The organism is Arachidicoccus terrestris, from assembly GCF_020042345.1.
Lineage (GTDB): Bacteria > Bacteroidota > Bacteroidia > Chitinophagales > Chitinophagaceae > Arachidicoccus > Arachidicoccus terrestris.
In genome coordinates this window covers 487,609-502,425 of record NZ_CP083387.1, presented here as the reverse complement: position 1 = coordinate 502,425, position 14,817 = coordinate 487,609, and the positions used below count along the sequence as shown (strand labels likewise).

General features: G+C 44.0%; 9 protein-coding genes. 7 read left to right on the top strand and 2 right to left on the bottom strand.

The genetic code is table 11. The features are described from left to right. Window positions 1-55: 55 nt before the first annotated feature. From K9M52_RS01925 to K9M52_RS01915, 3 genes are all read left to right on the top strand, one after another. Window positions 56-1,144: a LacI family DNA-binding transcriptional regulator gene (locus K9M52_RS01925; RefSeq protein WP_224070385.1), complete on the top strand. Its 1,089-nt coding sequence runs from the start codon at window positions 56-58 to the stop codon at window positions 1,142-1,144. Window positions 1,145-1,394: 250 nt separating this feature from the next. Next, the gene (locus K9M52_RS01920) at window positions 1,395-3,182 is read left to right on the top strand and encodes a beta-N-acetylhexosaminidase (protein ID WP_224070384.1); all 1,788 of its coding nucleotides are present in this window, start codon (window positions 1,395-1,397) and stop codon (window positions 3,180-3,182) included. Between the two features lie 51 nt (window positions 3,183-3,233). Next, complete coding sequence (locus K9M52_RS01915) at window positions 3,234-5,666, top strand: glycoside hydrolase family 3 N-terminal domain-containing protein (protein WP_224070383.1); 2,433 nt, start codon at window positions 3,234-3,236, stop codon at window positions 5,664-5,666. A 26-nt stretch (window positions 5,667-5,692) separates the two neighbouring features. Here the strand turns inward: K9M52_RS01915 and K9M52_RS01910 are convergent, their stop codons facing one another. Both K9M52_RS01910 and K9M52_RS01905 read right to left on the bottom strand, forming a co-directional pair. Continuing rightward, on the bottom strand, window positions 5,693-6,445 hold the full coding sequence (locus tag K9M52_RS01910; RefSeq protein WP_224070382.1) for a hypothetical protein: 753 nt from the start codon (window positions 6,443-6,445) through the stop codon (window positions 5,693-5,695). Between the two features lie 110 nt (window positions 6,446-6,555). After that, window positions 6,556-7,608: a LacI family DNA-binding transcriptional regulator gene (locus K9M52_RS01905; protein WP_224070381.1), complete on the bottom strand. Its 1,053-nt coding sequence runs from the start codon at window positions 7,606-7,608 to the stop codon at window positions 6,556-6,558. A gap of 373 nt (window positions 7,609-7,981) precedes the next feature. On the opposite strand from K9M52_RS01905, the gene K9M52_RS01900 reads away from it, so the two are divergent. The 4 genes from K9M52_RS01900 (at window position 7,982) to K9M52_RS01885 (ending at window position 14,806) form a co-directional block, all read left to right on the top strand. Continuing rightward, window positions 7,982-9,091, top strand: a complete 1,110-nt coding sequence (locus K9M52_RS01900; RefSeq protein ID WP_224070380.1) for a glycoside hydrolase family 76 protein — start codon at window positions 7,982-7,984, stop codon at window positions 9,089-9,091. 418 nt (window positions 9,092-9,509) lie between these two features. Further along, complete coding sequence (locus K9M52_RS01895; RefSeq protein ID WP_224070379.1) at window positions 9,510-10,103, top strand: RNA polymerase sigma factor; 594 nt, start codon at window positions 9,510-9,512, stop codon at window positions 10,101-10,103. A 66-nt stretch (window positions 10,104-10,169) separates the two neighbouring features. Next, window positions 10,170-11,312, top strand: a complete 1,143-nt coding sequence (locus tag K9M52_RS01890; RefSeq protein ID WP_224070378.1) for a FecR family protein — start codon at window positions 10,170-10,172, stop codon at window positions 11,310-11,312. Window positions 11,313-11,467: 155 nt separating this feature from the next. Further along, on the top strand, window positions 11,468-14,806 hold the full coding sequence (locus K9M52_RS01885; RefSeq protein ID WP_224070377.1) for a TonB-dependent receptor: 3,339 nt from the start codon (window positions 11,468-11,470) through the stop codon (window positions 14,804-14,806). Window positions 14,807-14,817 lie beyond the last annotated feature (11 nt).

Below are 14,817 nucleotides of genomic sequence, written 5' to 3'. Positions count from 1 at the left end.
ACCAGCCGGGAACCATATATTTGATTATATTTGTTTTTGGCCTAACGCTATTACCATGAAATTTGAACCTGTTACGATCAAGCAAATGGCCCGGGATCTGAACCTGGGTATTTCTACTGTGTCCAGGGCCTTACATGATAGTCATGAGATCAGTGAAGAAACCAAAAAGCGGGTAGTGGCCTATGCCAGAAAATTGAATTATATACCCAATCCCATTGCGCTAAGCCTGAGGGCGAAGCGTAACAGATCCATCGGGATTGTGATTTCCCAGTTCAATAATCCTTTTTGTTCGCAAGTGGTGCATGGGATGGAGTCCGCCTTTTATAGAGAGGGGTATCAGGTCTCCATTGTGCAAACCAGCGAGTCGGCGGAAAAAGAAATGAAAGCGATTCAGTACCTCTCCTCCAGAGTAGACGGATTGCTCGTATCCATTTCCTCTGAGACAAAAAATACTGATCATTTAAAAGATTTGTACGAAAAGGGCATGCCCATCGTTTTTTATGATCGGGTATGTAGAGATATTCAGACACACATGACCCTATCAGATAATTACCGGGGTGCCTATGAGGCAACCCGACATCTGCTCGATCAGGGTTGCACGAGGATCGGATTTGTAGGTGGTGCAGCTACACAGCCCATTGTGCAGGAAAGAAAAGCAGGGTACCTGAGTGCACTGCAGGATGCAGGTGCGACAATTGATGAGCGGTGGATACATTATTTGCCTAAAGGCGGTGTACATTATGTTGAGACGGAAGTGGCGATGGACCGGCTTATGCGCCTGCCAAAATCCAAACGACCCGATGGACTGCTGACCTGCTGGGATAAAGTGACGGCAGATGCATACAGATATCTTAGACGCCATGAAATTTCAATGCCGGAAGAACTGGCGCTTATTGGTTTTTCTAATTTCCCGTTGACTGATTTTGTGAGCCCGTCACTGTCTGTCGTGCAGCAGCAGTCTGAAAAATTAGGCGAGGTGGCAGCCGGACAACTCATCGCACTCTTGCAATCTAAAAGAAAACCGGCCCGGTTCCAGACCGAAGTTCTCATGCCGGAAATTATTATCCGTGAGTCATCGATGCGGCTTGTAACGGATAGTTCCAGGCTAAAAAAGAAAACGCAAAACCTGAAAACGAAAAGATGAATTTTGACGATCCCTCCATGTGCCGAAGTAAACGCCGTAGTATAATTATTGTACCCGTAAAGTTGCAAATGCGGTTAAACTTGGATGATTGGGCATGCCGGAGGCAGCGTTTTTCTCAGTTGAGAAATGGGCAGGGTCGTGGTTGAGGCGACGGGTCTAGGATTGATCTCCTTGGAAGGCATGCGATCAGTGTTGAACATCAGGTAAAGAATGGACATACATTATAAACATCAAAATTAAATTCTAATTCATGCAAATTATGGCTGGCGTATTTCGGTCTCAGCATACAAAGAGGTCGACTGTTGAAAAAAGAGTTATACGAAACATACTACTGCTGTTTTCAATTCTGGTGATTATAACGACAGCCAAGGCCAATCCGTCGGTTTCAGTATTAGAAAATGCGTCTGATTCTATTCCCAAGAACAATAACGCGCCTGCTATTATTCCGGTTCCTGATGCGTATTCACCCGTGCCCGGCAGGTACTTTAAGTTGACTTCTGCAACACAGATTCTGTTAGTGGGAGAAGTCAATCGTCTGATTGATAAAGACTTGAGAAGTGAATGGCAAGGCTATTTGCGATCCCGGGGGTTACTGTTATGTGGACAGAAATTTAAATTTCCATTTGTAGTAAGCAGACAAAAAGTAGGCAAATATAAGCGTCCCGCCATTATTCTTATCCTGGATAAAAGCAATCCTGACAAAAATACTGATTCAGCGACATTACACCAGATTAAGGGCGGCTATACATTAGGGGTATCCCCCGAACAAGTCACGATCACCGCTCAGGACAAACAAGGTTTTTTGTATGGCTTGATCAGCTTGTTGCAATTGGCCGGACATCAGGATGCTGCCAGCCGTTCTTCTAACGGGGTGAAGATTCCCTGTTGGCAAATTAAAGATCAACCCGTGTATGGATGGAGAGGTGTTATGCTGGATGAATCACGCCATTTTTTTGGGAAAGCTCATGTTAAAAAATTATTGGATTGGATGGCCTATTATAAACTTAATTATTTTCACTGGCATCTGACTGATGAACCGGGTTGGCGTTTACAGATAAAAGCTTATCCTGAGCTGACGACTATTGGCGCGATTGGTAATAAAACAGATTCTGCAGCACCCGCAAAGTATTATACACAGGCCGAGATAAGGGAGGTGGTCAGCTATGCTAAGGCCAGAGGCATTACCGTTATCCCGGAAATAGATATGCCAGGGCATGCCACGGCCGCTAACCGGGCTTATCCCGAAAACAGCGGCGGCGGCGAAGGTAAGTTTGCTGATTTTACATTTAATCCTGGTAGAGACAGTACTTATAGTTTCCTGACCCGAATTCTTAAAGAGACACGCTCGTTGTTTGATGTAGATATGGTGCATCTGGGCGGAGACGAAGTGTCTTTTGGCAGCGGTGGCTGGGGTAAGTTGCCTGCGGTAAAGACATTAATGGCTAAGGAAAGCCTCAATGACAATAAAGCAGTGGAAGCATATTTTCTAAGAAGAATGGCGGATTCTGCCTTGCAGTTCAATCATAAGATCATGACCTGGGATGAAGGCGTAGACGCCGGTCTGGATCCTGCTTCTACAATTATCTTCTGGTGGCGTCATGATAAAATGAAGTCTTTTGGCAAAGCGATGGCAGACGGTTATGATATTGTCTTGTGTCCGCGCATTCCGCTTTATTTTGATTTTGTGCAGGACAGTACCCATAGTGTTGGCAGAAGATGGGGCGGAAAATTTGCTTCCCTGAAACAAGTATTCGATTTCTATCCTCCTGCCTATACGAGGCATATGGAAAAAAAAGGTCATGTGCTGGGAATGCAGGCCAATTTATGGACAGAAACAGTTCACACTGACCAGCGGATGGATTTTATGCTTTTTCCCCGCATGGCTGCGCTGGCGTCCGCTGCCTGGTCAAAAGCCTCCGTCCGGCAATTTGATCATTTTGAAAATGTCTTAAAAAGGGAGCTTGCCTTTTACAAGAAAGACGGTATTTATTACTTTAACCCATTTGATCCGACCGCCACACCGGAACCTAAAAAATAATGGCGAGGTGCACACGCTGACGGATTCAATTTATAAATTTTATATCTATCCATGACTTGTTTAACATCTTATCCCCGCGCCTGGTCTTTATGTCTCAAAAAAGCGGCGGGACTGTTGTTTTTTTCCTCAGTGGTTACGGCCAGCCAGGGACAGGCCTTTGCTCCTAAAAAAGAGATCTATCACAAGGGCTGGAATGACCTGAATAAAAACGGTAAAAAAGATATTTATGAAGACCCTTCCAAACCTGTTGAGCAGAGGGTGCAGGATCTGCTTTCACAAATGAACTTAAATGAGAAATCCTGTCAGTTGGCGACGCTTTATGGTTACCAAAGAGTCTTAAAAGATTCTTTACCGACGAAGGACTGGAAGCGACAGATCTGGAAAGACGGTATTGCAAATATTGACGAAGAATTTAATGGATTTATCCAGTGGGGACATATTGATAAAGGACCATTGGCCAGTGATATCCTTCATCACATATGGGGCATGAACGAGGTGCAGCGATTTTTTATAGAACAGACCAGACTCGGTATCCCAGTTGATTTTACAGATGAAGGTATACGGGGTGTGGAAGCTTACTATGCGACGGGTTTTCCTACGGCACTTAATATGGGCATGACCTGGAATAAAGCCCTCGTGCGGCAGATGGGCATTATTGAAGGTAAAGAAGCAAAGGCGCTGGGCTATTCCAATGTTTATGCCCCTATCATGGATGTCGCCAGGGACCAGAGATGGGGCAGGCTGGAAGAATCTTATGGAGAATCCCCCTATCTGGTCGCCCAGATGGGCATTCAAATGGCCAGAGCCATGCAGCAGCAAGGAATCGCTTCTACACTCAAACATTTTGCCGTCTACAGTGACAATAACGGCGCCAGAGAGGGGATGGCCAGGACCGATCCGCAAATCCCGGAAAGAGAAATGCGAGATCTGTTACTGTATCCGTTTCGACATGTATTGGACAGCGTTGAGGTGTTGGGTGTTATGAGTTCATATAACGACTATGACGGCGTTCCAATCTCAGGAAGCAGGTATTGGCTGACCGATGTACTAAGAGATAAGTTTAAATTTAAAGGTTATGTTGTCAGCGACAGTGATGCATTGGAGTATTTATATTCTAAACATCATGTAGCCAGTGACTTTAAAGATGCGGTCTATCAGGCGCTGATGGCAGGGATGAATGTAAGAACGACTTTTGTCCCGCCAGATAATATGATTGAAGCAGTAAGGGAGCTGGTGAAAGAAGGGCGGTTATCAGAGAAAGTGGTGGATAGCCGGGTCTCTGATGTACTGCGTGTGAAATTTAAACTGGGGCTATTTGATACGCCCTACGTGAAAGATCCACAGCATAGTAAACAGATCGTCGGCAGTGAGGCTCACCAGAAAGTAGCATTGGAAGCTTCCAGGGAAAGCATTGTGCTGTTAAAAAATCAGGATCACATACTCCCGCTGAATAAGAGCGTTGGTAAAGTGGCGCTGATCGGACCAAATGTACTGGACAATGATTATGCGCATACGCATTACGGCCCGCTGATGGCCCCCAGCGTAAATATCCTGGAGGGCGTTAAAAAGAAGCTGGGCGCTTCTAAAGTGCTGTATGCCAAAGGTTGTGATCTGGTGGATAAAAACTGGCCGGAAAGTGAGATATTGCCTCAGGCGCCGGATGAGGCCGCCAGGAAAATGATAGACAGTGCCGTGGCGGCCGCCCGCCAGGCGGACGTTGCAATTGTGGCACTGGGCGGCAATACGAAAACTGCCGGTGAGAATAAGAGCAGGACTGACCTGGATTTGCCGGGGTTTCAAAGACAATTGATTCAGGAGATTTATGCGACGGGAACGCCGGTGGTAGTCATACTTATCGGCACTCAACCCATGACCATTAACTGGATTCATAAGTACGTAAAGGGAATTATATATGCAGGTTACCCGGGTGTCTGGGGCGGCAAGGCAATCGCCGAGGTGCTTTTTGGAGACTATAATCCGGGAGGGAAGCTGACACTAACCTTTCCAAAATCAGTGGGACAATTGCCGCTGCATTTCCCGGCTAAACCAAATGCCCAAAGTGATGCAGGTGAAGGGGCCAAAATAAAGGGGCTGTTATATCCCTTTGGCCATGGATTAAGCTATACTACTTTTGACTATAAAAATCTAAGGATTACACCCGACCACATTCAACCGGATGGGAGCCTGACGGTATATGTGGACGTTACCAATACGGGCGACAGGGAAGGAGATGATGTGGTACAGCTTTATACACGAGATGTGGTAAGTTCTGTAACGACCTTTGAGAAGAACCTCCGTGGTTTTGAAAGGATACATCTAAAGCCGGGAGAGACCAGGACTGTCCAGTTTAAAATTGTACCTGATGACCTGATGCTCTGGAACAGAAAGATGGAACATGTAGTCGAACCGGGTGAATTTAAAATTATGATCGGCCACAGCTCACAGGATATTGTGTTGACAGGTAAACTGGAGGTGGAACCTTAAGGCATGCCCGTCAGGCTGAGGCGCTTTTACCGTGAAATGTCAGATTTAAGGGTCTCAGCCTTATCTAATTTGTATTGGCTAATATCCGGAGGATTTAGTTCAAGGGTATTGTCTGTTTTATAGTCATAAAACCTCCCCTCATTGTAATAATGAACCTGAACTTTTTCCTTTCTACTTTTTCGGACGAATCCCGATAGGTATTTTTGGGTGAACACCGGCAGCAATGTTTTTTTGTCTAAATAGAGACGAAGGCGTTTAAATGGCGTTGCCTTTTTTTTGTTCGGGGTATATAACTCTATACAAATGGCATAACAGAGTGTATTGTTTATCAGGCTATCTGCCTGCATGAATATTTTCTTTTTATCAGAAGATAGCGCTGCGTTTATATCCTCTCTAAAAAAGTAAAGCGCACTGAACTCTTCTTGTTGTTCATACTTAACGGTATAGGAATTATTTGTAAGATTAATGATGTAAAAACAGTCTTTATTTCTGAAACGCTGCGTATAACTTTGATGGTTGAATGCATCAGCTTTCTCTATAGAATTTTGCGCGATTATTTTTCCTTTCCTATTGTATTGGACGGATTCCGACCAATTCACATAAATGGTATCTGTTTGCCGAAATGGATTTGTTTGCTTCCCGGCCACTTTATATTCGATTCCCTGGTAGCGCGATGGGAAATTGGCGGCCTGTTTCAATAGATTTGACAAGGGCGCCTGCGCATTTACCAGTATTGAATTGAGTAGCAAAGTCAATGCGAATAAAATATTTGTTTGCATCGTATAAGGGGTTCATGTGCCAGGGTGTCCGGGCCTTAAGTGAAGAAAATTACAATAAATTTTTACGTATATCTACCTTTGGCATTGACCCGTTTGAAAGGATGTCGTTTCTATTTCTTTTTAGCCGTTTTAGCCGCTGGAGAGGAATTACGTATGATAAGCTTCGTGGATAATACGACCTGCTCCTTGTCTTCAGCGTGGCCATTCTGTAAGGATCCAGCTCCCCTTAATTCCTTTTTGAGCAACTTGACAATGTTGCCCGCAATCTCCTCTATCGGCTGTGCGATGGCGGTTATGGAAGGGGAGAATAAGCTAAAATGTGAATTGTCGTCAAATCCGATAACGGCCACCTGTTCAGGGATCTTTTTATCGAGTTCCTGCAATGCACGTAGGCCATTAACGGCTAAATAGTTGGTCGCAAATATGACGGCATCGATCTGTGGCTGAGTCTCAAAATAGTATTTGATCTGGCTGACGAGCACTTCTTCGGAAAGCGTGTAAGCGATCTCTAACAGGCAGGGAGCATAGCCGTGGCTTTCAATAGCACTTTTATAGCCTTCCAGGCGGTCGGCCATTTGGCTTTGCTGAGAGGACAGCGTAACAAAGGCAATGTTTTTATACCCTCTGTTGATGAGCAGCTCCGCGGCGCCATGAGTACCTTCAAAATTATCAACACAGACCAGGTTACCGGTAATACCCGGCAAATAGCGATCAAAAAGGACCATTGGCATTTGATCTGCTAATAGCATCTGAATCTCATTTTCCGTTCCAGGTGTCGGTGCGATAATAAAACCATCCACCAATCGGTCCCGGAAAGCCCTGATAAGGGATTTGGCTTTCTGCGGGTCATTTGCCGTACTGGAATAAAATAGTTTGTAATCATGGAGTGCGGGATTGGTCTCGACCAGGCGAGCAATAGTGGCAAAAAAAGGATCTGCTATATCTTCCACCAACATAGCGATGATTTTACTTTTGCCGGTCCTAAGGCTTTGTGCAATGAGATTTGGTTGATACCCGCTTTTTTTTGCATGTGCCAAAACCCGGTCCCGCATAGCATTACTGATACGCCTTTCTTCGGTTTTGCCGTTTAGTACAGCGGATACAGTGCTGATAGCTACACCCAGTTCGGCTGCGATGTCTCGAATAGATATTTTTTTCTTCATGTTATGGGCGGTTCTTGCCTGAATTTAGCACGTTACAGGATGCGCAGCTTACAGACTACGACATTTGTTCGCCGTGATGATAATCAATAATGTTTATGTCCTTTTAATCTTGCCACTGTGGGTAAGCGGAGCAGCGTTTCATTATTCGGACCTTTTATGAATCCTGGGTATTGCAAAATAAATACTTTTTTTAATAATGTACAATATTTTGATTGCCAATGAGGGCAGCAGGGCCAGCCTGCTTATATTTGTCACTTAAAAGATACCAATCCGCTATTTGTGGGTTTATTTTTTTGATAAATAGTGGGTTGTGCTATCTTGGGAGACTTATAGGCACCCATTTATCAGGTAATTTTTATAAATAAATTGAGTTATGACAGTTGTTGCACATTTAAAAGAAAAATATTTGCTTTTGTTTTTTTTGGCGGTGGGGTTAAGCATGCATTCCTCCAGCTTCAGTCAGCGACCCGATTATAAGAAGCAGGTCAGCAATTTATATGCTACGGTAAACCATTACTTTTATATCGCTGATAGCGGTTTTTACAGAGAACATGCTGTTAAGGAAAAGGAGGATCACCCTGTATCTTATTTATGGCCGCTCTGCGCGCTCATTCAGGCTGCAAATGAAATGGAAAGAGTCTGGCCGGACAGTAATTATATGGATCAGGTATATAAAGTAATTGAAAAGTACGATGACCCCGCACCACCCAGCCCGGGATATGATTCCTATCCGGGCAGTTTTAAAAGAGAAGATCGCTACTACGACGATAATCAATGGATTGGGATCGCTGCAATGGACGCCTATTTTAGAAATGGAAAAAAGCGAGACCTGAAAATGGGTAAGAAGATCTATGCTTTTATGATGACAGGGTATGATAGCGTCGCGGGTGGTGGAATCTACTGGAGAGAAGGTGATATGAATACAAAGAATACTTGCAGTAATGGCCCCGGTATTATCGTACTTATGCAGTTATATCAAGCCACGCATAAGAAATCTTATCTTAAACAAGCGCTGGATATTTATAACTGGACTAACCGGCATTTAAGATCACCTGAACACCTTTATTATGATAACCTGAATGTCAAGACAGGAAAAATAGGTAAACATCAGTTTTCTTATAATACCGGCACGATGTTGCAGGCTAATGTTTACCTGTTCGAAGCCACCAAAGACAGCAGTTATTTAAGAGAAGCTGAAAAAGTGGCTGCCAGCGCTGACAGCTATTTTTTGGGTGATGGCAAATTTAGAGATGATTATTGGTTTAATGCTGTTTTACTGAGAGGGCTTGAACATTTATATAAACATACGGGTAATAACCAGCATCTTAGAGCCTTCGCAAAATGTACGGACCAGGCACTTGCCAATGATAAAAATACGAGTGGATTAATGGGTAAAGACAAGGCTGTTAATCTCGTAGGTCAGGGAGGTATGCTGGAGATTCTGGCCAGGCTTGCCTGGTTACAACAAAAAGGAGCCATATAAACCTGGCCCCTAGAGTTGTAAGACTTCACCCGTAGGTGTTCTGCACGAGCGCCAACCTTATTCTCTGATAGGGTTGGCGCTTGGTCTTTTATAGAAATAAAAATAAAAGCCAGATCAATGGCGGGTACTGACAGGATAAGGTACATATAGCATGGACTGATGAGCTTACAACTGTTATTTTGATCCGGTGCGTAATCTGTCTCTCTTTTTTGGTGTGATTGAATTAAGAGGTTACACAAATATAAACCTGACTTCTGAACTGGCATACAATCATTTCTGGCTCGCGTCAGGATTGAAGATTTACCTGATGAACTAAAAAAAGGACATGATTATATATTGTTTTTTATAATACATTTCTTTTGTCTTTAAAATAATTCGCACTTTCTGCTATCAGTCATTGAATAACTAAATGCAGCATATGGAAGATCTGATAAGACTTGAGGATGATTTTCTGGTCAGTATTGCCGAGGGGAACGAACAGGCCTTTGAAAAGCTATTTAATACCTATAAACATAAGGTATATACCACTGCTATGCTTTTTACCAAAAATGAAACTGATGCGGAAGAAATTGTGCAGGATGTTTTTTCAAGAATCTGGAGATATAGAACAAAATTGCCTGATGTCAACAATCTCCCCGCATGGATTATGACGGTCACCCGTAACCGTTCACTCACGATTTTAAAGAAAATAGCCACGGAGCAGCGGCAGCGACAAATAATGCCCTATCGTCCCGACAGGACTTCGTTGATAGATACTGAGTTCGGCATCAGGCAAAAAGAGCTCCATTTTTTATTGCAATCGGCCTTAAAGCGCTTAACGCCACAACAAAGAACCATATTCGAGCTATCCAGGCTAGAGGGTTTAGACAGAAAAACGGTCGCCGCTTCATTAGGCTTATCGCCCGCTACGGTCAGCGTTCATTTAACGATAGCGCTTAAAAGGGTACGCACGTTTCTTTATGAGTATAACTACGAACTGATCTTTCTTTACTTTTTTTTCGCTTTTTTTTAATTCTTTCAAAAAAAGGCTAATAACATCTGTTCTATCGTGAGTCTATATTATAGCAAACTAATGTAGATGGAAGATGTAAAGCTGAAACGACTTTTGCGTGAATACGTCAATGATACGATTTCGGATGAGGAACTTAGTGAATTCTTCGAAATCGTCGTCAAGCCTGAATCTATAAGGCTACTGCGAAAATATGCGAAAGAATTGGACATTTCAGGTAGTGGCAGCTTTGAGTTGCCCGATGAAATTGCCAAAAACATTCTGTCCGGAATTTTGTCATCGGAAAATCACCCTTCACCGGAAGGGCTCTTCGTACGTCAGCACGTGCGAAAAGAAAGGAGAAGAAAGTTGCTAAAAGCAACCGGCGTGCTGGTCTGTTTTCTGTTGGCTTTCGCATTTTTTTTCTTTAAAGAAAATAGTGACCGCGAGATTGCCGCCTATAATGGTCACAATCAAATTATCAAAGACGCCTTGCCCGGTCATCCGGGTGCCGTGCTGACACTTTCTAACGGAAAAACCTATTTGCTGGATACCTTGAAAAGTGGCAGACTGGGCCACGGTATTGATAAATCTGCAGACGGGATCACCGTCCTAAGCAGTGATGAAGTGTATTACGGCGTTTTGGAAACACCAAACGGCCGAACCCAAAAACTCAGCCTGAGCGATGGTACGCGGGTCTGGCTGAACGCCGGCTCATCCATCCGGTTTCCTTCCAGATTTATCGGCAAGGAACGACGCGTAGAAATTACCGGAGAAGCTTATTTTGAAGTGGAACATGATGACCAACAGCCTTTTATTGTTATGGCGGGCAGTGATGAGATATGGGACCTGGGAACCCATTTCGACGTTAAAGCTTATTGTGATGACCGTTCGGTGAAAACCACCCTTTTAGAAGGAAGTGTCCGGGTCGGGAGGGATACGTTGCGTCCCGGTGAGCAATATGAGGACGGTCACATAAAAAAGGTGGACACAGATGGGGCAATTGCCTGGCTTTCGGGATTTTTTCATTTTGAGGATGCGGATATTAAAACCGTCATGCGGCAGTTGGGGCGCTGGTATAATGTACAGATAAAGTATGAAGGGCATGTGCCTGACCAGAAATTTGAAGGAGAGATCCAACGAAGTCTGAATTTATCGCAGGCACTCAATCTTATAGCGGGGACTGGGATACATTATACGTTGGATGACGATATATTGACGATCCACCCCTGACAGCCATGGCGGGCGCTAGAAGCAGAACGCGTGAGATATTTGTTTAAGATAGACAGACCAAAAATGATTGAATGAATTTTATTGTTTAACCCAAACATTGCAAGAGTATGCACATAAATTTATCGTCTTTGGGACGAAGGCAATTCCTTTTATCCATGAAGTTTATACTTTCATTACTTTTCATTGCAGCGCTGCAAGTGAGTGGTAAGGTAAGGTCGCAGAATATTAATTGTTCTTTTAAAGATGCGTCGCTTAAAACAGTTCTTTCCAGTATCAAAAAACAAAGCGGATATGTGTTTTTTTACAAAAAAGGGACGTTGGATAAGGCCGCGCCGGTCACTGTGGATATTAAAAATGCGGATATTCAGGAGGCCCTGGCTCTTTGTCTTAAGGGGCAGCCATTGTCCTTTAAAATTGAGGACAGGACGATCCTGATTGTTGCCCGAAAGCCGGATATAACAAAGAACGCTGTGGGATTGCCGGCTGCTCAACAAAATACTGTTCAGGGAAATGTGACCGATTCGACAGGTAAACCTTTGCAAGGTGTTTCTGTTTTGATCAAAGGATCCTCGGAGGGCACAACGACTGATGAAAAAGGCGCATTCCGGATCAAAGCGAAAACAGGTGACGTCCTGCAATTCAGCTACATCGGCTATCAGACCCAGGAAGTAGTTGTTGCTGACAATAATCAGATACATGTGACCTTGAAGAGTACATCCGAGGACTTAGGTGATGTTGTTATCATTGGATATGGAACGACCACCCGGCAAAAACTGATTGGCGCTGTAGACCAGGTCACCGCAAAAAGTGTTGAAAACCGTCCGGTGGGTAATCTTACCCAGGCTTTACAGGGGCTGGCCCCAAGTCTGGTGATCCAGCAAAAAAGCATGGATCCCAACAATAATTCGATGAACATCAATATCAGAGGGTTAAATACGAAAACCAATGCATCGCCATTAGTTGTGATTGATGGGATGATCTCTGACTTCAGTAATATGAATAGTCTGAACCCTAATGATGTCGATAAGATATCCATTTTAAAGGATGCAGGTACTGCGGCAATTTACGGCTCCCGGTCTGCCAGCGGGGTAATTTTAATTACCACTAAACATGGGGCCAAAAACATGGCGCCTAATATTAGGGTAGGGGCTTCGGGTGGGGTCCAGACAGCGGATATCTTATATAGCCCGGTGGAAGGCTGGCAAAATGCGACCTTACTGAACGTTGCGCTGACCAATGGTGGCAATAGCCCGGCTTATACCCCTGAGCAGATCCTGGATCTGAAAAACCATAAGGACGCTCCCTGGATGATGGACTACATTTTTAAAAATGCAGGCCAGCAACGCTATGACGCCAGTGTATCGGGAGGATCCGCTGCCAGCACCTATAATGTATCAGGTAGTTATTTTGGTCAGGGAAGTAATTTTATAGGGCCCGGGTACGGGATCCAACGCTATACGTTACGTACCAATTATACCACGGAATTTAAAAGGCTCAAACTAAATGTGATTTTGGGATATGTACGCAATGATGGCAAAAGTGATCAGGCGAATGCCGGATTCAAAATTGCAGATGCCAGCCGCACACCTAAGTACTATTTTAATAATCCATTGTCAGATGATGGCCGCTATATTGTCAGTTCCGTAGGAACAAATACGGCTGCCGCCTTAGAACTGGGCGGGTATAATAAACATAATAATGACTGGGTAACTGTCGGTACCTCGCTGGATTTCACCATTACCAAAGACCTGAAGGCCAGAGGCGTATTTGGGTATGATCTGAACTCCGACTGGAATTTTGTGCGTAACCTGCAGTATCCAACCTATAACAGTATCGAGAGTACAGAACCTGTGTTGAATAATACGAACCGGAATACCGAAAACTATTCTTCCAAAAGAGTTTTGATCAATACGCAATTTTTGCTGGATTACAATAAACAGTTTGGGAAACATGAAATTGCGGCAATGGCCGGTGTCTCGCAGGAAGTCCTTAATCAGAAATCGATCAGCGTTATTACCTCATTTACGGATCCTGATCTGGGAACACCTGTTTCCGAAGGAGAAAGTCAGACATCTTTTGACAATAGCAGAACCGAAGTAAACGGTACACTGAAAAGAGTGATCCAGTCCGTGTTCGGACGTTTGCATTACACGTATGACAGAAAATATTCTGCAGAATTTACCATTCGAAGTGATGGATCCACCCGGTTTTCCAAGGAAAATCAATGGGGTGTATTTCCGTCCGTATCCCTGGGATGGAGAATGTCAGAAGAGCCTTTTATGCAATCCTATAAGGATAATATCGGGAGCCTGAAATTGCGCGGTTCCTGGGGACTTCTGGGTAATCAGGAAATTAGAGATTACCAATATTTTACTACTTATACGGTGTATTCCAACGTGGTAGGTTTTGATAATACGAGTTACTCAGGTACCGGGTTTGAAATCGGAAGCCCTGATCTGAAATGGGAAAAAGTAAATACGAGAAATATCGGCGCCGATCTCGGTTTTTTCAATAATAAGCTGACTGTAAATCTGGATTATTTTTATAATAAGACCAATGATATCCTGTTAAGTCCCGTCACACCGACCGTAATCGGAACCACCCTGGGAGATGTGAATATCGGTTCCATGGAAAACAGAGGCTGGGAAGTGACGTTCAATTATCAGTTTAAAACCGGTGAAGTCAGTCACGCAGCTTCTTTTAACATCGGTAATACCCAGAACAAAGCCTTGGAATTGGGAAATCCGGAGATCAGAGTTGTTGATAATGTAGGTTTTATTCAGCGAAACGGATTGCCCCTGGGCGCTTACTACGGACTAAAAACCGATGGCCTGTTCCAGAGCAAAGAAGAAATCAGAAATTCTGCCATTCCGGTGGGTGTCTCTCCCCAGCCCGGTGACGTTAAATTCGTCGACCGCAACGCAGACGGAATTATTGATGATAACGACCGTCAATATCTGGGGGATGGGTTCCCGCACTACAATTTCGGTCTGAACTATTCTGTGAATTATAAAGGCTTTGATTTAGCCGTTCTGATTCAGGGAGTAGGTAAAAGATTGCAGTCTTTAAGAGGTGATATTTACATGCCATTTCATAACGGTGCCTGGTATCCCGTTATATTTCAGCATCAGCTGGATACCTGGACGGTTACCAATACAGATGCCCGGTTTCCAAGGTTAACCAGCGATAACTCTTCTTCTTTTTCCAATAACTGGGGACGCCCCAGCGATCTGGTGATATTAAATGCCAAATACATACGTGTAAAAAATATCCAGTTAGGTTATTCACTGCCTGAAAAGCTAACCGGGAAATGGGGCCTGAAAGCCGTGCGGGCCTATATCAACATGCAAAACCCATTGACCTTTTCCCCGAACTCATTTATCGATCCGGAATCAACGGAGTTTGATAACCTGTTGAATGCAGGCGGAGGTAACAGCGGTAGAAACTATCCGACGCTGAAATTCTATGGAGCTGGTATTAATATCAATTTTTAAAATGATTCAAA

Bases quoted from the DNA above. Each gene is read 5' to 3' on its own strand.
- K9M52_RS01925 (WP_224070385.1), top strand. From the start codon at position 56: ATGAAATTTGAACCTGTTACGATCAAGCAAATGGCCCGGGATCTGAAC.
- K9M52_RS01920 (WP_224070384.1), top strand. From the start codon at position 1,395: ATGCAAATTATGGCTGGCGTATTTCGGTCTCAGCATACAAAGAGGTCG.
- K9M52_RS01915 (WP_224070383.1), top strand. From the start codon at position 3,234: ATGACTTGTTTAACATCTTATCCCCGCGCCTGGTCTTTATGTCTCAAA.
- K9M52_RS01910 (WP_224070382.1), bottom strand. From the start codon at position 6,445: ATGCAAACAAATATTTTATTCGCATTGACTTTGCTACTCAATTCAATA.
- K9M52_RS01905 (WP_224070381.1), bottom strand. From the start codon at position 7,608: ATGAAGAAAAAAATATCTATTCGAGACATCGCAGCCGAACTGGGTGTA.
- K9M52_RS01900 (WP_224070380.1), top strand. From the start codon at position 7,982: ATGACAGTTGTTGCACATTTAAAAGAAAAATATTTGCTTTTGTTTTTT.
- K9M52_RS01895 (WP_224070379.1), top strand. From the start codon at position 9,510: ATGGAAGATCTGATAAGACTTGAGGATGATTTTCTGGTCAGTATTGCC.
- K9M52_RS01890 (WP_224070378.1), top strand. From the start codon at position 10,170: ATGGAAGATGTAAAGCTGAAACGACTTTTGCGTGAATACGTCAATGAT.
- K9M52_RS01885 (WP_224070377.1), top strand. From the start codon at position 11,468: ATGAAGTTTATACTTTCATTACTTTTCATTGCAGCGCTGCAAGTGAGT.